This window comes from Streptosporangium brasiliense, assembly GCF_030811595.1.
GTDB classification, from domain to species: Bacteria; Actinomycetota; Actinomycetes; order Streptosporangiales; family Streptosporangiaceae; genus Streptosporangium; species Streptosporangium brasiliense.
The window spans coordinates 7,831,862-7,849,032 of the sequence record NZ_JAUSRB010000002.1; the positions used below are offsets into that span (position 1 = coordinate 7,831,862).

The 17,171-nt window shown below is 73.0% G+C and carries 19 protein-coding genes; 9 read left to right on the plus strand and 10 right to left on the minus strand.

Going from position 1 to position 17,171, the window contains the following annotated elements; all coding sequences use genetic code 11:
• Positions 1-62: 62 nt before the first annotated feature.
• Both J2S55_RS44930 and J2S55_RS44935 read left to right on the plus strand, forming a co-directional pair.
• Positions 63-1,232 carry a winged helix DNA-binding domain-containing protein gene (locus J2S55_RS44930; protein ID WP_306874175.1) on the plus strand — a complete coding sequence of 390 codons (1,170 nt, stop codon included), beginning with the start codon at positions 63-65 and terminating at the stop codon, positions 1,230-1,232.
• 125 nt (positions 1,233-1,357) lie between these two features.
• Positions 1,358-1,921, plus strand: a complete 564-nt coding sequence (locus tag J2S55_RS44935) for a carboxymuconolactone decarboxylase family protein (protein ID WP_306874178.1) — start codon at positions 1,358-1,360, stop codon at positions 1,919-1,921.
• Positions 1,922-1,961: 40 nt separating this feature from the next.
• Here the strand turns inward: J2S55_RS44935 and J2S55_RS44940 are convergent, their stop codons facing one another.
• A complete protein-coding gene (locus J2S55_RS44940; protein WP_306874180.1) occupies positions 1,962-2,576 on the minus strand; it encodes a TetR/AcrR family transcriptional regulator in 615 nt (204 codons plus the stop codon).
• Positions 2,577-2,649: 73 nt separating this feature from the next.
• On the opposite strand from J2S55_RS44940, the gene J2S55_RS44945 reads away from it, so the two are divergent.
• Positions 2,650-4,653 carry a HelD family protein gene (locus J2S55_RS44945; RefSeq protein WP_306874183.1) on the plus strand — a complete coding sequence of 668 codons (2,004 nt, stop codon included), beginning with the start codon at positions 2,650-2,652 and terminating at the stop codon, positions 4,651-4,653.
• Positions 4,654-4,800: 147 nt separating this feature from the next.
• Here J2S55_RS44945 and J2S55_RS44950 read toward each other — a convergent pair whose 3' ends face one another.
• Together J2S55_RS44950 and J2S55_RS44955 are read right to left on the minus strand one after the other, a co-directional pair.
• Positions 4,801-6,144 (minus strand): MFS transporter, encoded by a 1,344-nt coding sequence (locus J2S55_RS44950; RefSeq protein ID WP_306874185.1) that lies wholly within the window; start codon positions 6,142-6,144, stop codon positions 4,801-4,803.
• The gene (locus J2S55_RS44955) at positions 6,141-6,746 is read right to left on the minus strand and encodes a winged helix-turn-helix domain-containing protein (protein WP_306874188.1); all 606 of its coding nucleotides are present in this window, start codon (positions 6,744-6,746) and stop codon (positions 6,141-6,143) included. Before J2S55_RS44955 ends, J2S55_RS44950 begins: the two co-directional genes overlap by 4 nt.
• 408 nt (positions 6,747-7,154) lie before the next feature.
• Here J2S55_RS44955 and J2S55_RS44960 point away from each other — a divergent pair, with 408 nt between their 5' ends.
• Positions 7,155-7,574, plus strand: coding sequence for a hypothetical protein (locus tag J2S55_RS44960; RefSeq protein WP_306874191.1), 420 nt, complete (start codon positions 7,155-7,157; stop codon positions 7,572-7,574).
• Positions 7,575-7,681: 107 nt separating this feature from the next.
• Here J2S55_RS44960 and J2S55_RS44965 read toward each other — a convergent pair whose 3' ends face one another.
• On the minus strand, positions 7,682-7,912 hold the full coding sequence (locus J2S55_RS44965) for a hypothetical protein (RefSeq protein WP_306874194.1): 231 nt from the start codon (positions 7,910-7,912) through the stop codon (positions 7,682-7,684).
• Between the two features lie 169 nt (positions 7,913-8,081).
• Here J2S55_RS44965 and J2S55_RS44970 point away from each other — a divergent pair, with 169 nt between their 5' ends.
• On the plus strand, positions 8,082-8,651 hold the full coding sequence (locus J2S55_RS44970; protein ID WP_306874196.1) for a TetR/AcrR family transcriptional regulator: 570 nt from the start codon (positions 8,082-8,084) through the stop codon (positions 8,649-8,651).
• A gap of 26 nt (positions 8,652-8,677) precedes the next feature.
• Complete coding sequence (locus J2S55_RS44975) at positions 8,678-9,265, plus strand: DUF4865 family protein (RefSeq protein ID WP_306874199.1); 588 nt, start codon at positions 8,678-8,680, stop codon at positions 9,263-9,265.
• Between the two features lie 18 nt (positions 9,266-9,283).
• Here J2S55_RS44975 and J2S55_RS44980 read toward each other — a convergent pair whose 3' ends face one another.
• Positions 9,284-9,934, minus strand: coding sequence for a LysE family translocator (locus J2S55_RS44980; RefSeq protein ID WP_306874202.1), 651 nt, complete (start codon positions 9,932-9,934; stop codon positions 9,284-9,286).
• Between the two features lie 339 nt (positions 9,935-10,273).
• Here J2S55_RS44980 and J2S55_RS44985 point away from each other — a divergent pair, with 339 nt between their 5' ends.
• Complete coding sequence (locus tag J2S55_RS44985; protein WP_306874205.1) at positions 10,274-10,738, plus strand: Lrp/AsnC family transcriptional regulator; 465 nt, start codon at positions 10,274-10,276, stop codon at positions 10,736-10,738.
• A gap of 66 nt (positions 10,739-10,804) precedes the next feature.
• On the opposite strand, the gene erm is transcribed toward J2S55_RS44985, so the two are convergent.
• The 4 genes from erm to J2S55_RS45005 form a co-directional block, all read right to left on the minus strand.
• Positions 10,805-11,644: an ErmE/ErmH/ErmO/ErmR family 23S rRNA (adenine(2058)-N(6))-methyltransferase gene (erm, locus tag J2S55_RS44990; RefSeq protein ID WP_306874207.1), complete on the minus strand. Its 840-nt coding sequence runs from the start codon at positions 11,642-11,644 to the stop codon at positions 10,805-10,807.
• Between the two features lie 319 nt (positions 11,645-11,963).
• A complete protein-coding gene (locus J2S55_RS44995; protein WP_306874210.1) occupies positions 11,964-13,058 on the minus strand; it encodes a winged helix DNA-binding domain-containing protein in 1,095 nt (364 codons plus the stop codon).
• 133 nt (positions 13,059-13,191) lie between these two features.
• On the minus strand, positions 13,192-13,989 hold the full coding sequence (locus J2S55_RS45000) for a GNAT family N-acetyltransferase (protein ID WP_306874214.1): 798 nt from the start codon (positions 13,987-13,989) through the stop codon (positions 13,192-13,194).
• Between the two features lie 52 nt (positions 13,990-14,041).
• The gene (locus J2S55_RS45005) at positions 14,042-14,587 is read right to left on the minus strand and encodes an MOSC domain-containing protein (protein WP_306874216.1); all 546 of its coding nucleotides are present in this window, start codon (positions 14,585-14,587) and stop codon (positions 14,042-14,044) included.
• 118 nt (positions 14,588-14,705) lie between these two features.
• On the opposite strand from J2S55_RS45005, the gene J2S55_RS45010 reads away from it, so the two are divergent.
• Positions 14,706-15,467: a TetR/AcrR family transcriptional regulator gene (locus tag J2S55_RS45010; RefSeq protein ID WP_306874219.1), complete on the plus strand. Its 762-nt coding sequence runs from the start codon at positions 14,706-14,708 to the stop codon at positions 15,465-15,467.
• On the opposite strand, the gene J2S55_RS45015 is transcribed toward J2S55_RS45010, so the two are convergent.
• Positions 15,445-15,981 (minus strand): GNAT family N-acetyltransferase, encoded by a 537-nt coding sequence (locus tag J2S55_RS45015; protein WP_306874222.1) that lies wholly within the window; start codon positions 15,979-15,981, stop codon positions 15,445-15,447. The two genes, J2S55_RS45010 and J2S55_RS45015, sit on opposite strands and share 23 nt — an antisense overlap.
• A gap of 493 nt (positions 15,982-16,474) precedes the next feature.
• Between J2S55_RS45015 and J2S55_RS45020 the strand changes: the two genes are divergently transcribed.
• Complete coding sequence (locus tag J2S55_RS45020; protein WP_306874225.1) at positions 16,475-17,125, plus strand: lysophospholipid acyltransferase family protein; 651 nt, start codon at positions 16,475-16,477, stop codon at positions 17,123-17,125.
• Positions 17,126-17,171 lie beyond the last annotated feature (46 nt).

Here is a 17,171-nt window from a genome sequence, read left to right on the forward strand (position 1 = left end):
CGTATCCGACTTCCGGACGGCTCCGCCCTCACGGAGCGCGACCATCGAAGGAGCACCACCGAATGAGCATCCGCACGGGCCAGATGTCACACCTGTCATGGAGCGAGGTCTGCGCCAGGCGCCTGGAGCGGCATGCCCTGTCGGTCCCGTCCCGCGACGCCCGGCCCGCCGACGTCGTCGCCGCCATGTGCGGCGCGCACGCCCAGGTGCTGTCGGCCGCCGAGCTGTCCATCGGGCTGCGCGTCGCCGGCCTCACCCGCGCGGACGTCCGCCGGGCGCTGTGGGAGGAGCGCAGCCTGGTCAAGACGTTCGGACCGCGGGGCACCGTGCACCTGCTGCCCACCGGCGACCTGCCCATGTGGACCGGCGCGCTGTCGGCGCTGCCCTTGCGCAACAGCCATGCCAAGAACGTACGGCTGACACCGGGGCAGACCGATGAGGTCGTGGAGGCGATCGCGGCCGTGCTGCAGGACGCCGAGCTGACCATCGACGAGCTGAGCCAGGAGGTCATCGCCGCCACCGGCCCCTGGGCCGGTGACCTGGTCATGCCCGGATTCCAGGACATGTGGCCGCGCTGGCGCCAGGCCCTCGCCACGGCGGCGGACCGGGGCGCGCTGTGTTTCGGCCCCAACCGGGGCCGCAAGGTCACCTACACCAGCCCGCGCCGGTGGCTGCCCGGCTTCCGGCCCGCCGACGGGGCCACCGCCCTCGCCGGCGTCCTGAAGCGCTACCTGCACGCGTACGGCCCGGCCACGCCCGCCCAGTTCGCCCAGTGGCTGGCCGTACCGCGGCGGTGGGCGGCGGAGCTGTTCGAGTCCCTGGCCGGCGAGCTCGAGCGGGTGGAGGTCGACGGCGCCCCGGCATGGCTGGCCGCCGGGGACGGCGCGATGCCCTCCGCACCGCCCCGGGGGGTGCGGCTGCTGCCCTACTTCGACGCCTACACCGTCGGCTGCCACCCGCGCGAACTGCTCTTCCCCGGCCCGGCCGCCGGCCGCGCCCTGGCCGGCGGCCAGGCGGGGAACTTCCCGGTGCTGCTCGTCGACGGGACGGCCGCCGGGGTCTGGCACCAGCGACGCTCCGGCCGCAGGCTCGACATCACGGTGGAGCCGTTCGCCCCGCTCACCGCGGCACGGCGCGGCGAGCTCGACGACCAGGTGGAGCGGGTCGGGGAGTTCCTCGAAGGGGAGCCCCGGTTGACGATCGGCACCGTGACCGTGGGCGCTCACGCGTAGGCCGGGCCCCGCCGGGCTCCGGCGCCCCGTTGCCATAATCGTCAACCAGGTTTACCATTTGGACAACCACGTTGACCATTATGTCGCGGCGTGCGCAGGCACGCCCGTCCCCGAAAGCAGGTCCGATGTCCGAGAACGTCTTCGTCACCCTTACCGCCGAGAGCGCACCGGCCGCCGCCCGCCCGATCCTGGAGGCCTCGGAGCAGAAGTTCGGCTACCTCCCCGAGGCGGTCGGGCGGATGGCCCTCTCCCCGCAGACGCTCAAGGGGTTCCTCACGGTCAACGGCATCTTCGAGCAGACCACCCTCGCCCCCCTCGACCGCGAGGTCCTCATCCTGACCGTCGCCACCCGCAACAGCTGCCACGTCTGCGTGGCGATGCACACCGCCACACTGGTCCGGCAGGAGGCCGCGCCCGAGCTCGTCGAGGCGCTGCGGTCCCGCAAGCCCCTCCCGGACGCGCGGCTGGAGGCCCTGCGGGTGTTCACCCATGCCGTCATGGACCGCTGCGGCGCGGTCGGCGACGAGGAGCTGCGGGCCTTCCTCGACGCCGGCTACACCCCGCAGAACGCCCTCGAAGTCGTCCTGGGGATCGGCACCTACACGATCTCGACCTTCGCCAACCGGATGATCGATGCCCCTCTCGACCCGCCGCTGGCGGCCTTCGCCTGGGACGGAGACGCCCTCTAGCGGCCCTCCGCCCGGGCCGCGCCGTGGACCGCGCGGAGGCTCACGCGGCGTCCAGGCCCCGGCGCAGCAGGGCGAACGCGTGCGCGGCGGCGCGGACGGCCTCGGGATGGAGCCGCGCGGCCGTCTCCCCCTCGGCCAGCCGCAGCCAGTTCCGGCGGGCCAGCACGCGCTGCACGGCGAGCACCTGGCCGGCCAGGAGACTCGCGGTGAGATCGTCGGCGTCCTCGGCGAGCGCCCCGGCCAGCGCCTCCTCGTCCATGGCCATGTGGTGGAACAGGCGGGCCGCCAGGCTGGGGGTGGAGAAGACCATGCGGTGGTAGGCGAGCACCTCCGCGTGGTCGTTGAGGCCGGTGACCGGGTCGCGCCGGTCCAGACCCGCCATGAAGTGGCGCTCCAGCGCGTCCAGCGGCCCCTCGTCCGGCCGGCGCCGCCGGACGACGCGCGCGGCCTCGCCCTGGTGGTCGGCGATCCGGTGCAGGACGAGGTCCTCCTTCGTGGCGAAGTATTTGAACAGGGTGGGCTTGGAGACCTCCGCGGCCGCCGCGATCTCGGCGACGGAAACCTCCCCGAACCCCCGCTCCAGGAACAGCGTGATCGCCGCCGTGGAGATCGCCTCATGAACCCGCTGTCGCTTGATGTCCCGGAGTCCCGTCATGCCTCCATCCTACCAATGCTGTTAACCTAGTTAATATCTTAACCGAGTTAACGCTTGATGGGTTGGAGGGACCGTGCTCGACGACGAGAAGGCCTACGTCGCACGCTGCGAGGCGGCGCTGCGCAGGATGCTCGACGGCGCCCGCCTGAACGTCGTCATCGGCGAGCGGGTGGCGGGCGACCGCTACAGCGCCGAGCGGCTCGGGCGGCACCTCAAAAGCCTCGCCAAGGAGCTGGGAGAGGAGCCCGGAGGCCCGCCGTTCTTCGGCCGCCTCGACTTCGGCTCGGACGCCGCCGCCGGCGACCACCGCGCCCAGCGCTACTACATCGGCCGGCGGCACATCTCCGGCGACGTGGGGCAGCAGCCGATGGTGATCGACTGGCGCGCCCCCGTCTCCAGGGCCTTCTACCGGGCCGGCGCCCGTGACCCCCAGGGCGTCGCCGTACGCCGCCGGTTCGGCTGGGCGGGCATGACGCTGACCGGTTTCGAGGACGAGCGGCTCGACCACGGCGAGGATCTGGGGGCCACGAGCCGGATCGTGGCGGCCGAGATCGAGCGCCCCCGCGTCGGCCCGATGCGGGACATCGTCGCCACCATCCAGCCCGAGCAGGACGAGCTGGTCCGCGCCGACCTGGAGGAGTCGATCTGCGTCCAGGGAGCCCCCGGCACCGGCAAGACCGCCGTCGGCCTGCATCGGGCCGCCTACCTGCTGTACGCCCACCGGCAGCGGCTCGAACGCGGAGGCGTGCTGGTCCTGGGCCCCAACCGGGCGTTCCTCGGCTACATCTCGGCGGTGCTGCCCGCCCTGGGCGAGGTCGACGTCGAGCAGACCACCCTGGAACGGCTGCTGGCCCCCGGACCGGTACAGGGAGTGGACGGCGACGCCGCCGCGGCCGTCAAGCACGACGCCCGCATGGCGGACGTGCTGCGCCGGGCGCTGTACGGGCGGGTGCGCAGGCCCACCGGGCCGGTCACCGTCCCCGACGGCTCCTACCGCTGGCGCGTCGCCGAGGAGGAGCTGCGCCGCATCGTCGACGACACCCGGCGCGAGGCTCCGCCCTACGCCGTCGGACGCGAACGTGTGCTCTCCCGCACCGTCACCATGCTGCAACGGCAGGCCGAAGCGCGGGGACGGACCGTCAACGCCGCCTGGACGCGCAAGATGGGCAGGGCCGTCACCCCGTTCCTGGACGCGGTGTGGCCCGCCGTACGGCCGCAGGAGGTGGTGGCGGAGCTGCTCGGCGACCCGGCGGCGCTGGCACGCGCCGCGGACGGGACGCTGACCCCGCAGGAGCAGGCGGCGATCGGGTGGGCCAGACCGCCGCGGACGTTCAAGAGCGCCAGATGGTCGGCGGCCGACGCCGTGCTCATCGACGAGGTCGCCGGCCTGCTGGAGCGCCCGCGGAGCTACGGGCACGTGATCGTCGACGAGGCCCAGGACCTGTCGGCGATGCAGTGCCGGGCCGTCGCCCGCAGGAGCGAGCACGGCTCGATCACCGTGCTGGGCGACCTGGCCCAGGGCACGACGCCGTGGGCCGCCCGCGACTGGCGGGACCGGCTGGCCCATCTGGGCAAGCCGGGAGCCCAGGTGATCGCGCTGACGACCGGCTTCCGGGTGCCCGCGGCCGTCGTCGCGCTCGCCAACCGCCTGCTGGGAGAGCTTGAGGTGGACGTGCCACCGACCCGTTCCTTCCGGTCCGACGGCCGGCTCCGCGTCGAGGAGGTGCCCGATCTCACGCGGGCCGCCGTCGCCGCGGTGCGCGAGGCCCTCCTGCGCGAAGGCTCGATCGCCGTCGTGGCCGCCGACGCCGCCGTCGAAGGGCTGGCGGCGGCGCTGTGGGACGCGGGCGTCACGATCACCGAGGCCGGCGAGGCGGGCGACGCGCGGGTGACCGTCGTACCCGCGACGGTGGCCAAGGGGCTGGAGTACGACCACGTGGTGGTGGTCGAGCCGGCGGAGATCGTGGAGGCCGGGGCGCGGGGCCTCAACCGGCTGTACGTGGTGCTCACCCGCGCCGTCTCACGGCTCGACGTGCTGCACCGCCGCCCGCTGCCGCCGCAGCTGGCCGGGGCGTGAGACGGCCCGCCGCCGGGGGAGGGGCCCCTCCCCCGGCGGCCGCACGGGCCCGGCCCGCTCAGCCGACCCGGTGCAGGCCGATCGCTCGGTAGAAGGCGAGAGCCTTGCCCTGATCCTCGACGAAGACACCGGCCACCGCGATCTTGATCATGATTCCTGCTGCTCCTTCCGCCCGCCCGGGGCTCCCGCCGGCACGTCCGCGCCGTCGGCGGTCACCGGCGCCGGGGGCGCGGCGGCCTGCCGGGGCGAGGCCGGCAGGTCGCGGTGGCGGCGGATCGGCGAGAACCACAGGATCAGCCCGGCCAGCGGGACCCCCGCCGTCATCACCCACATCGCCGGGCGGTCCCCCAGGACGGTGCCGAGCGTGCCGCCGAGCAGCGCGCCGAGCGGGATGGTCCCGTAGTTGAGGAACGCGGTGCTCGCGGTGAGCCGGCCGAGCAGTCCGGGCGGGCAGTAGCTCTGCTGGAAGCTCGCCTTGATGACGTTGCCGGCCACCACGCCGGCGGAGACGCAGAAGCCGCCGACGACGTACAGCAGCAGACCGGCCCCGTCGAAGGTGAGCGGGATGAGCAGGGCGAAGACGGCCAACCCCTGCTCGAACAGCAGCGTCGCACGGGCGGTGCCGATCCTCACGGCGGCCCGGCGGGCGGCGAAGGCCCCGGCGACGCCGCCGGCACCGGCGGCCGCGATCAACCCGCCGACGGTCCCGGGGGCCAGGCCGACGTCCCGGACCAGGAAGACCACCTGGATCGACTGGTAGCCCATCAGGGCGAGGTTGGAGGTGGCCCCGAAGAGCGTCAGCGTCCGGAACCAGGGATCTCCGGCGACCAGGCGCAGCCCCTCGCCGATCTCCCTGGCCAGCGCCCTGGGCCGCCGTTCCGTCCTGGCCGGGCGCGGCTCGCGGTGCCGGATGCCGGCCAGGCAGAGCAGGGACACCAGGAACGTCGCGGCGTTGGCGGTCAGCCCGTTCACCGCCCCGGCCAGCTGCGCTATCAGGCCGCCCGCCCCGAGCCCGGCGATCTGCGCGGCCGAGGCGCTCCCGTGCAGCTTGGCATTGCCTTCGGACTGGTCGCCGGGCTCCAGGATGGAGGGGAGATAGGCGCTGTAGGCGGTCTGGAAGAACACCGCCGCCGTGCCCGCCAGCAGGGCGACGGCCACGAGCAGCCCGATGCTCAGGACGCCGGACCACGCCGCGACCGGGACGCAGGCGAACAGCAGGAAGGAGACGGCCGCGGCGGTCAGCATGATCGGTCTGCGGCGCAGCCGGTCCACCCAGACCCCGGCCGGCAGGGCGACGAGGAGCCAGGGCAGCCAGGCGGCGGCGGTCAGCAGGCCGACCTCGAAGGTGCCGGCGTGCAGGACGGAGACGGCGACCAGCGGCATCGCCACCCCCGTCACGGAGGCGCCGAACTTGCCCGCGACCTCGCCGCACCACAGCAGCCGGAAGTCGCGGTGGCGGCGCAGCAGGCCGCCGCGCGTGTCCTGGCTCACGCGCCGCCACGCTCCCTGCGGGGAAAGGACTGGAGCTGCACGATGACGGGGAGCGCGTCCGGATCGGGCTCGGCGTCCGGGCCCGGGAGGCACCGCTCGACGACGGCGGTCAGCTCCTCGTTCAGCGCGGCGAGCTGAGCCGGCGTCATCCGCAGTTCACTCCAGGCGGAGATGGTCCGGGCGTCGCGCCACCGGTCGTCCCAGTCCTCGGTGAGGGAGTCGACGACCCGGCTGAAGTGCTGGCTCACCAGTTCGTGCAGGTAGACAGAGAGCGCGCCCCGGGTGTCGGGGTCGTCGCGGAACTCGGCGGTGTTGAGCACCGTCCGGTCCCTCGCCACCCGCCACCAGCGCTCGCGCCTGGTGCCGCGTCCGGCCTCCTCCTCGATGAAGCCGTGCTCGGCGAGGTGGCGCAGGTGCCAGCTGACGGTCCCGGTCTTCTCCCCCAGCCGCTCGGACAGGACCGCGGAGGTCGCGGGACCGTCGAGCCTCAGCAGCTCCAGCAGCTGCATGCGCAGTGGGTGCGCCAGCCCGCGCAGGCTACGGGCGTCGATTGTCCGGACGGGCCGGGAGGCTCCGGCCGCGGGGCCAGGGTCGTCGATCATGCCCGCCACCATAACTTGCAGAGGGTCCTCTGCATAGTGATGTTGGCAGAGTGTCCTCTGCAAGTTGGGGTCCGGTCCGCGCCTCCGGCGAGATCGAGCGGGAGCGGCGGGGCCCGGCGCACGGGTACGGCCGGCCGGGCGGCGGCCGGGGGTGGATCAGCCAGAACGGATCAGCCGGACAGGCGGGCGGCCGCGCTCTCCCGCAGACCCCGTCCTGAAGACCCCTCCCTCCGAGGCCCTCCGAGGCCCTCCGAGACCCCTCCCCGCCCGCACCACAGCCGCCCCTTCTCCCGGACCCGGAAGGCCATGGAAGGCCCCGCGAGGTTCAAGAAACGATCAATAAGCGGATGACCTGTGAGAACCGGGGAAAGAGCATGCTTTCTGCCCCGTCGACCACTGCGAGGACTCATGCGGATCCTGACCCGTCCCCATCAGTTCCCGGTCCGGCTCGCCGCCGGCGCCTTCATCCTGAACTCGGGGCTGACCCTGGCGGACTCCTACAAGGACAGCGCGGCCCACATCCACGGGATGGCGGCGACGGCCTACCCCTTCCTGAAGGACATGGACCCCGAGCAGTTCACCCGATGGCTCGCCAAGGGGCAGATCGCCGTCGGCACGGCGCTGCTGGTCCCGCTGGTGCCGTCACTACTGGCGGGCGCCGCGCTCACCGCCTTCGCCGGCGGCCTGGTCGGCCTCTACCTGCGGACGCCGGGCCTGCGGCAGGAGGGCAGCCTGCGTCCCACCCAGGAAGGGCTCAGCGTCGCCAAGGACGTCTGGCTCCTGGGGATCGGCACCGGTCTGGTCGTCGAGGAGCTCACCCGCGACTGAGCCGGCCCCGCGACCGAGCCGGCCCCGCGACCGAGCCGACCGGGCGCATCCGGCCCACCCCCGCACGGCCCGGCCCTTCACGCACGAGGGCCCCACCGGCCGCGGGCTCACCTCGCCAGCAGCGTGTACAGCCCGAGACCGACCCCCGCGACGACGATCAGGAAGCACACCCCGGCGAGGAGAAGGGGGAGCGGCCGCCGGTCGCCAGGCCCGCCTCTACCGAGGCCGGCCGACAGCTCCACGAGACCGAGCGCGTAGATCGCGACCAGGCCCACGCCACCGCCGACCCCGGTCACCATGACCTTCCAGACCGCGGCCAGTTCGACGTACCTGTTCATGACATCGGCCCTCCACCAGCACTCCCAAGGGTCTCCCTGATCACCTCCGGCGCCGGGTAACCCCCGCGCGCCGTAAAGTTTCCGGCGCTCCCGGCATCTCCGCCGGCGCGGGGACCCGGTCGCCGCCAGGGCGTTTGAGACTGTACCTACTAGTATGTACAGTCATGGCATGAGCACTCCGGAACGTCTGATCGAGAGCACCCGAGAACTGCTCTGGGAACGGGGCTACGTCGGCACCAGCCCCAAGGCGATCCAGCAGCGGGCGGGTGCCGGCCAAGGCAGCATGTACCACCACTTCTCCGGCAAGCCCGACCTCGCGCTGGCGGCCGTACGGCGCACCGCCGAGGAGATGCGCGCCACGGCCGAGGCACAGCTGTCCGGCCCCGGGACCGCGGTCGAGCGGATCTCGGCCTATCTGCGGCGGGAGCGGGACGTGCTGCGCGGCTGCCCGATCGGGCGACTGACGCAGGATCCCGAGGTCGTCGCCAGCCCGAGCCTGCGGCAGCCGCTGGAGGAGACCTTCGCGTGGCTGCGCGGCCGGCTGGCGGGGATCCTCGCCGAGGACCGGCCCCGGGACGGACTCGCCGCCGGCCTCGATCCGGACGACACCGCGGCCACGATCGTCGCCGTGCTGCAGGGAGGCTACGTCCTGGCCAGGGCCGCCGGCTCGGCCGAGCCGTTCGACCGGGCCGTCAACGGCGTGCTCGGCCTGCTCACCGCCCGCACCACGGCCGCCTGACGGCCCCGCAGGAGAGGTCCTCTCCCATGTACGCCATGCAGTACGAGATCACGCTGCCCGCCGACTACGACATGGACGTCATCCGCCGCCGGGTGGCGACGAGAGGCTCGGCCCTCGACGCCTTCCCCGGGCTCGGGCTCAAGGCGTTCGTCATCCGCGAACGCGGCAGCGGCGGCTCGCCGGTCAACCAGTACGCCCCGTTCTACCTGTGGGCCGGGATCGGCGGGATGAACCGCTTCCTGTGGGGCGGCGCCGGATTCGGGGGGATCGTCGACGACTTCGGCCGCCCCGAAGTCCGGCACTGGACGGGTGTCGCCCTGGAGCGGGGCCCCGCGCACGGAGCCGTCCCCCGCGCGGCCACCCGCCGCACCGAGCCGATCCCGGCCGGCGCCGACCCGGCCCCGGTGGTGGAGCGGGCGCTGGGCGAGTTCCGGCGGCAGGCCCGCGCCGAGGGCGTGCACACTGGCGCCCTGGCGGTCGACCCCCGGAGCTGGGAGCTGGTCCACTTCACCCTCTGGGAGCACGCCGCCCCGGAGACGGCCGACACCCGCTACGAGGTGCTCCACCTGTCGGCCCCGCACCTCGCCGACATCGGAACGGGCCGGCAGTGGTAGGCCGCCGCCGGCCGCGCGTCAGCCGGACTCGGCCGCCAGGCGGACGCCGAAGCCGATGAACACCACTCCGGTCAACTGCTCCATGCGACGGCGGACGGCCGGCCGGGTGAGGCCGCGCCGCATGAGGCTCGCGGCGAGGACCACGGACGCGAACCACACCATGCCCAGCAGGTTGTGCAGGGTGACCAGGAGCAGGGTCGCGGGCAGCACGGGGACGTCCGCGGGGATGAACTGCGGCAGCAGGGTCATGTAGATGACCCCCACCTTGGGGTTGAGCAGGTTGGTCACGAACCCGGTCCGCATGAGCGCCAGAGCCCGGGCGGGAGCACCGGGGAGCCCGTCCGCGAGGCCGTCCGGGCCGGCGGCTCCGTCCGGGCCGGCGGGACGGCGGGCGTTCCAGAGCGCGCGCACCCCGAGCCAGACCAGGTAGGCGACGCCGGCGATCCGCACGGCGGTGTAGGCGACGTCGGAGGCGGCCAGCAGCGCGGTCAGGCCGAGCGCGGTGGCCACCCCCCAGGTGTAGCAGCCGAGGGTGACCCCCAGCCCGGCGAGGAAGGCGGCTCTACGGCCCGAGGAGATCGTGGTGCGGAGCACGATCACGGTGTCCGGCCCCGGAGAGACGGTGAGTATCAACGCGACGAGCATGAAGGCGAGAGCGGAGGCGATCACCCCAGAAGTGTAGATTCCCGCCGAAAGGCGGTATCCGCCGCCGTGCAACTACGCCTCCGTACAGCTGTGCCACCGTGCAGCGGCAGCCGTTCGGTCAGCGCGGTGCCCCGGTCGCGGGGGCCGAGAACGGCCACCGCGACGTGGTCGACGTCGTCGGCGGCGGCTGTCACCGCCGGCGCCGGCTCAGCCCCTCGCGGATCACCAGGACCAGCTTGGCCGTCAGCCCCATCTCCGTGCTCCTTCAAACAGACGGCTCAGCAAGGGACAAAGTAGCCATGTAGCCGTCAAATCTTGCTATCAGGCGCACGTTTGACTGGGACGAGTGCCATTATCCCGGCCATGGACGAACTTGATACGGAGATCATCCGACTTCTGCAGACAGATGCGCGGCAGTCGAACCGGGAACTGGCCCGCAAGCTCGGGGTCGCCCCCTCCACCTGCCTGGAACGGGTCCGCACGCTCACCCGGCGCGGCGTGATCCGGGGCTACCACGCCGACATCGACCACGCCGCGCTCAACCGCGGCGTGCAGGCCATGGTCTCGGTCCAGGTGCGCCCGCTGAGCCGGGCCGTCATCGAGACCTTCAAGGACTCGGTCGGCGCCCTGCCCGAGGTGCTGAGCGTCTTCGTCCTGGCCGGCGGCGACGACTTCCTGCTGCATGTCGCCGTGCAGGACCTGGACCACCTGCACGCCTTCCTGCTGGACCAGCTCAGCCAGCGCCGTGAGATCTCCGGCTTCCGCACCTCGGTGATCTTTCAGCGGGTCCACAACACCGTGCTCACCCGCCTGCCCGATCCGGCGTGAGCCGTGCCCGGGGCCGGCCCTCGCGGACCGGCCCCGGACACTGCCGCACCGTCGGTGCGGCCACCGTCACCCCACGGGGTGGAGGTGGCCGAACAGGGTCAGCCACTGCTCGGGGTGGACGAACGCCACCACCGTGTCGGGCCGCACTCCCGCGGCCTCGAACGCGGCGTCCACCCGGCGGGCCGGGTGGCGCAGCCTCAGCGAGGCGTGCAGCGAGCCGCCCACCCCGGCGAAGCCGTACTCGACGAACGCCCGGTAGGCGGCCGACGCCTCCCCGGGCAGCAGGGCCTCGGGCCGCCGCTCGACGCCCAGGATCGCCGAGTCGACCTGCGGCACCGGGCGGAAGCTCTCCCTGCCGATGCGTCCCAGCAGCCGCCAGGAGTACTCCGGCCAGGTCAGCACGGTCAGCAGGCTCCACCGGCCGAAGTCTCCGGTGCGTTTGCGCGCGTACTCCAACTGGGTGACGAGCGTCGCCGAGGTCAGCGCGGGCGCGGCCAGGCACCAGGACACGATCTTGGAAGTGATCGCGTAGGGGATGTTCCCGACGACCGCGAACGGCTCCCGGGGGGCGCGGGCCCTCAGGAAGTCTCCTCTGACCACCTTGACCGCGTCCTCGCCGCGGATGCTTCCGGCGAGCCTGCCCGCCAGCCGCGGGTCGATCTCATAGGCGACGATCTCCTTACATGTCGCGGTCAGCGCGCGGGTGAGGACGCCCTCTCCCGCACCCGGCTCCAGGACCAGCCCGTGCGGCCCGGCGGCCTGGACCACCCGGTGTACGGCGTGCGGATCGATCAGGAAGTTCTGTGAGAGGACACGCCTGGCCCGGTCACGGTCGGTACGGCCACCGGCGTTCCTGACCTGCTTCTGGGTGTGTGAATGGTCTCCGTGCGCGAAGGATTTCGCCACAGCTGTTGCCCTTTCGGGTCCGAGGTGAACAGGTCTCGGAGGCCCTGGGCGCACGCATCGGGGACACGCGGAGAAAAGAGAAAGGGGAAGGAGCGCGTCCTAGCGGGCCAGAGCCTGGCCGCAGCGGGGACGCGTCACGAAGCCACCCATGAAGGGGGCGAAGCACATGCACATGGCACAGACGATACGGATCGTCTCACCGCCCGCGCAACGTGTTTTCGCGGTGGGACCCGCCCGTCCCGCGCCGGGCGCGCGGGCGGCTTTCAGGAGGCGCGCCCGGCGGCGGAGGCCTGACCACGGCCCCGGCGGCCCGGCACCGTCAGCCGAACCGGACGTCCCGGACCGCCGCGGACCCGGCGACGAAGTCCAGCATGCGCATCCCCTCCCGCTCCAGCGCGGCCCGCTCCTCCGCCGTCACCGGCTGGAACAGCTCCACCTCCAGCACCGCCTCGCCCCGCTTGCGGGCCACCTTCCACCTGCCCCGCACGAACCCGTCCACCAGCACGGTCGCCTTGATGATGCCGTTGACCGTGAAGACCTTCGCGCGATGCTCGTCGGCCATGATCCGGGTCCGGGTCCGCTCGCTGAACGACAGCAGCATGTTGTCGAACTCCGACAGGTAGCGCACCGGCGCGGGGGTGTCGGGACCGGGCCTGGACGCCTCGGGCAGGTCCACCAGCTCCGCGCCCTCCTCGGTCACGAAGGTCCGCAGCTCCATGCCCTTGACGACCTCGGCCAGCCGGGTCATGCCCGACCACTGCTGGATGTCCATCACCGCCGCGGGGCCGTAGGCGGCCAGATAGCGGCGGATCATCTCCTCAAGGGAGGCCCGCCCGTCCAGGGGGCGGCCCAGCCACACCTCCGCGCTGGTGTGGGCGGGCTGCCCGCCCACGCCCCAGATGCCCCGGGGCGGCACCTGCACCAGCGCCACCGTGTTGCGCACGGCGTTGGCCAGGTCGGCCGGCGCGCGCTCCGGCCACCGCTCCCGCAGCCGCTCCCCGAGCTCGCCGAAGGTGAGCGGCCCCTCCTCCACCAGGGCCCGGCCGGCGGCGGCGAGCTCGTCCAGGTCGAGCCCGGCCAGCCCCTTGCCGCGCGAGCCCAGCAGCGCCCGCACCAGCATCGGCCGCAGCAGCGGGCGCAGGGCCAGGCAGTCGTCCGCGGCGACCAGGTGGATGGTGGAGCGCATCAGGGCCAGCCGCACCACCTTGCGCTCGTGCAGCAGCCGCGACAGGTCCTCGTGGCCGAAGGCCGCCAGGCGGCTCCACAGCCCGATGTAGGGCGGGTCCGGCGCCTGGGCCTGCATGCCGTACAGGTGCCGGACCGCCTCGAAGGCCGGCAGCTCCGCCCGGCTCAGCAGCAGCTGGCGGTCCAGGGTGGCTCGGTTGAGCGCGCGCCTGCTGAGCACCTCGGGCATGCGTCTCCTCTTCTCAAGATCTTCCTCGGGGATCCACCTTAACAGAATGGAACAGTCCGTTCCAGGCAGTCCCGGCAGTGCGGCGCGTGCGCGACCTCCGCGGACCGCCCGCCGGACACGTCGTCCCCCCCGGTCAGGCGGTCGGAGGCACCCACACGTAGGGCGTCGTCGTCGCGACCGCCGCCAGGCCCAGCCTGGCCAGGATCGGCCGACTGTCCTCGGAGGCGTCCACCTGCACCAGGCGGAACCCCCGCGCCACCGCCAGCCCCGCCCGGTGGGCCACCATCGCCCGGTAGACGCCCCGCCCCCGCCACTCCTTCAGCGTCGAGCCGCCCCACAGCGAGACGAAGTCCGTGCCCTCGTGGAAGCGCATCCACGCCGCGCAGACCACCTGCTCCCCCGCCTCGGCCAGCACCACCGCGCACCGGTCACCGGGCCCGGCCATGTCCCGCTCCAGGAGGTCGGGCAGCCAGCCCCGGTCGGCCTCCCAGACCGCCTCCTCCATCTCCCGGATCCGCTCCAGGTCGGCCCGGCCGGCCGCCTCCCGCAGCCGCACCCCCTCGGGCGGCACGGGGACCGTGGCCAGCCCGGCCGCCTCGCCCACCATGACGGTCTCGCGCTCCTCCGGCTCGAACCCCGCCGCGGCCAGCCGGACGGGCAGGTCCGCCGGCAGGTCGTAGCCATGGTATTTCCACTCCACCGGCCGGCCGATCTCGGTGAAGAAGTCGCGCTGGGCCGCGATGAACGCGTCCAGCTCCGCGCCCTCCAGCCCGCCCAGGTCCCGGTAGGTCAGGGAGCCCTGCCCGTGCCCGTCGGAGACGATCCGCAGCACCGGCCCGACCCTCTCGACCGTACGGCCGGGCACCGGCCTGCCCCGCAGCTGTGCGTCATAGGCGTGGAGATAGGCCTGAGCCCGCGATGAGATGTCCATTGCGACCACCCAATCACAGCACCGGCCGCCGGGGGGACCCGCGGCCGCCGGACTAGACCCGGTCCAGCGGCCGGTGCGGCGGCGCCGGCAGCTCCACCTCGATCGCGTCACCGGGCCGCACCTCGCCGCCGGCCACCACTATGCCCATCACCCCGGCCCTGCGGACCAGCTCGCCGGCCGGGCCCCGGCCCACGACCTGCTTCAGCAGGCCCGGCTGGAAGACGTCGATCTGCACGCACGGGTTACGCAGCCCGGTGATCTCGACCACCGCCTCCTCCCCCAGCCGCAGCAGCGCCCCCGCCGGGAGCCCGAGCAGGTCGACGCCCCGGGTGGTGACGTTCTCCCCCAGCTCGCCCGCCGCCACGGCGAATCCCGCGCCCGCCAGCTCGTCGTGGAGCTCGGCCTGGATCAGGTGGACCTGGCGCAGGTTGGGCTGGGTCGGGTCCTGGGCCACCCGGGAGCGGTGCTTGACCGTCACCCCGAGATGCGCGTCACCTTCGACACCGAGCCCGGCCAGCAATCGGATACCCGGCTCGCGGGTCTTGGTGAAGGTGTGCGTGGCGCTACGGCTCACTGCTGTCACTCGTCCGTCATTCATGAGACGATCCTGCCCTGTCCTGTCTGCCGTGTCATAGCCGCGATCCGCGTCTTCATCGCCGTTCCCACCAGAATCGCCCTGCCCGCCCCGGGCCGCCGCGACCGATAGGCTCACCACGATGGAACACAGCGGCAAGGGGGATCCTGCACGCAGCCTGGCGCTGCTCTGGCGGACCAGCGAGCGGAGCAGCCGCAAGGGCAAGCCCGACCTGAGCGTGGACCGGATCGTGCGGGCCGGGATCGAGATCGCCGACGGCGAGGGGCTGGCCGCGCTGTCGATGCGGCGCGTCGCCGAGCGGCTCGGGGTCGGCACCATGTCCCTCTACACCTACGTGCCGGGCAAGGCCGAGCTGCTCGACGTCATGCTCGACACCGTGTACGGCGAGACGGCCCGCCCCCAGGACGTCGTCGGGGGCTGGCGGGCCAGGCTCACGCTCGTCGCCCGGGAGAACTGGGAGCTGTGCCGCCGCCACCCGTGGATGCTGCAGGTCGACATCGGGCGTCCGCCGCTGGGCCCCAACCTCATGGCGAAATACGACTACGAGCTGGGCGCGATCGCCGGCACCGGCCTGACCGAGATCGAGATGGACTCCGTGCTCAGCCTGGTCCTGGGCCACGTGCACAGCACCGTGCGCGGCGCGGTGTCGGCCGCGCGGGTCGAGCAGGACACCGGCGTCACCGACGAGCAGTGGTGGCAGGCCCACCGGCCGGTCTTCGAGAAGATCTTCAACCCGGCCAGCTACCCGACGGCGGTCAGGGTCGGCGGGGCGGTGGGCCAGATCTACCAGGCCGCCTACGTCCCGTCCGAGCAGCTCTTCGAGTTCGGCCTGGAGCGGGTGCTCGACGGCGTCGAGATGCTCATCGCCAGGCGTCGCGGCTGATCCGGTAGAGCACGTGCGGCCGGAGCGGGCTGCCGGCCGCGACCCGGGGGTGGTCGAAGTCGTCGGCCGGGTCCCGGGTCATGCCGAGGCGCTCCATCACCGCCCGGGAGCGCAGGTTGACCACGGCCGTCATGGAGACGATCTCCTCCTGCCCCGCCGGGCCGAAGCCGTGGTCGAGCGCCGCCCGGGCCGCCTCGCCGGCGTAGCCGCGCCCCCAGGCGGAGCGGGCGAGCCGCCAGCCGACCTCCAGCGCCGGGGTGAAGGGCGCCTCGAACCTCTGCCACGCCAGCCCGGTGAACCCGATGAACTCCCCCGTGGCACGCACCTCCAGCGCCCAGAGCCCGTAGCCGTGCTCGTCGAACGCCGACTCGATCCGCTCCACCATCGCGTCGGACCGCTCACGGCTCAGCGGCTCGGGGAAGTGCTCCATCACCTCGGGATCGGCGTTCATCGCCGCGAACGGCTCCCGATCGGCCTCGCGCCACCTGCGCATGATCAGACGTTCGGTCTCCACCGCACCTCTCCTCGGGTCCTCGGGTCGTCGGCCCCCGCGGCGGCCGCGTGGGGACCGCGCCACGGGAGCATACGGAAACGGGCGGCCGGCCGCGCCGGAGGGCCGTGACCTGCGGGGCGGCCGAACCGCCCGGCCACATCCGACACGCCGGGGCCCAGGGGTGGAATAACTACCGGCGGACGTCAGTTAGAGTAATCGTGCCGATGTGGTTTGTGTCCCCCGGGCCGCAAATTACCGCCTTCACGGAATACCGTTCGGCTGGAGCCGTGTTGTGCCTCTCGCCGAGGAGGCGACCGCCACATCGGCACTAGACGTCCGCCCCACGGGTGCTCCGGCACCCGTGGGGCGTTCTGTTTCTCCGGCTCCGCCCAGAAAAGGGGCGCGACTTTGGAGGAGGGCTACAAAGCTGGGGGCTCCGCTTGTGCGGCTGCGCACACCTGCCGCCCGTCGAGCCACCACCTAGTGTGGTGAACCCGTCTCATGAGGAGAGCCCGTGCTCTATCGCCTGACCAAGATCGTCAGCACTCCTTTCCTGCAACTGCTGTGGCCCACCGAGGTCACCGGGGCAGAGCACGTGCCCTCTTCGGGCCCGGCCATCCTGGCCTCCAACCACCTGTCGGTCCTCGACTCGACCTTCCTGCCTCTGGTGCTGCCGCGCCAGGTCCGCTTCGTCGCCAAGGCCGAATACTTCACCGGCAACCCCGTCACCGCGGCGTGGATGCGGGCCACCGGCCAGCTCAGCATCGACCGGCAGAGCCCCACCGCGGCCCAGGACATGCTGGACACGGCCGCGCGGGTGCTCAAGGACGGCGAGCTGTTCGGGATCTACCCGGAGGGCACCCGCTCCCCCGACGGCCGCCTCTACCGGGGAAAGGTCGGGGTCTCCTGGCTGGCCCTGGCCACCGGGGCGCCGGTGATACCGGTGGCGATGACCGGCACCGACAAGGTGCTCCCGATCGGCGCCTCGGTGCCCAAGCTGGGCCGGGTCGGGGTGCGGATCGGCAAGCCGATGACGTTCACCGGCTCGGAGACCAGCGCGCGCGACCGGCGCCGGGTCACCGACGAGATCATGGCGGCGATCCGGGACCTGTCCGGGCAGGAGTACGTACCGAGCTACACCCCCGCCCGCGGCCAGGCCAAATGATCATTTTCCGGAGTGCGCAGCGGGGGCCGCGCTAGGCTGCGCCCTT

Coding starts and splice junctions, on each gene's coding strand:
- J2S55_RS45010 (WP_306874219.1), top strand. CDS start 14,706: ATGGAACACAGCGGCAAGGGGGATCCTGCACGCAGCCTGGCGCTGCTC.
- J2S55_RS44960 (WP_306874191.1), top strand. CDS start 7,155: ATGCGGATCCTGACCCGTCCCCATCAGTTCCCGGTCCGGCTCGCCGCC.
- J2S55_RS44995 (WP_306874210.1), bottom strand. CDS start 13,058: ATGCCCGAGGTGCTCAGCAGGCGCGCGCTCAACCGAGCCACCCTGGAC.
- J2S55_RS44970 (WP_306874196.1), top strand. CDS start 8,082: ATGAGCACTCCGGAACGTCTGATCGAGAGCACCCGAGAACTGCTCTGG.
- J2S55_RS45000 (WP_306874214.1), bottom strand. CDS start 13,989: ATGGACATCTCATCGCGGGCTCAGGCCTATCTCCACGCCTATGACGCA.
- J2S55_RS44985 (WP_306874205.1), top strand. CDS start 10,274: ATGGACGAACTTGATACGGAGATCATCCGACTTCTGCAGACAGATGCG.
- J2S55_RS44940 (WP_306874180.1), bottom strand. CDS start 2,576: ATGACGGGACTCCGGGACATCAAGCGACAGCGGGTTCATGAGGCGATC.
- J2S55_RS44935 (WP_306874178.1), top strand. CDS start 1,358: ATGTCCGAGAACGTCTTCGTCACCCTTACCGCCGAGAGCGCACCGGCC.
- J2S55_RS45005 (WP_306874216.1), bottom strand. CDS start 14,587: ATGAATGACGGACGAGTGACAGCAGTGAGCCGTAGCGCCACGCACACC.
- J2S55_RS44975 (WP_306874199.1), top strand. CDS start 8,678: ATGTACGCCATGCAGTACGAGATCACGCTGCCCGCCGACTACGACATG.
- J2S55_RS44955 (WP_306874188.1), bottom strand. CDS start 6,746: ATGATCGACGACCCTGGCCCCGCGGCCGGAGCCTCCCGGCCCGTCCGG.
- J2S55_RS44930 (WP_306874175.1), top strand. CDS start 63: ATGAGCATCCGCACGGGCCAGATGTCACACCTGTCATGGAGCGAGGTC.
- J2S55_RS44965 (WP_306874194.1), bottom strand. CDS start 7,912: ATGAACAGGTACGTCGAACTGGCCGCGGTCTGGAAGGTCATGGTGACC.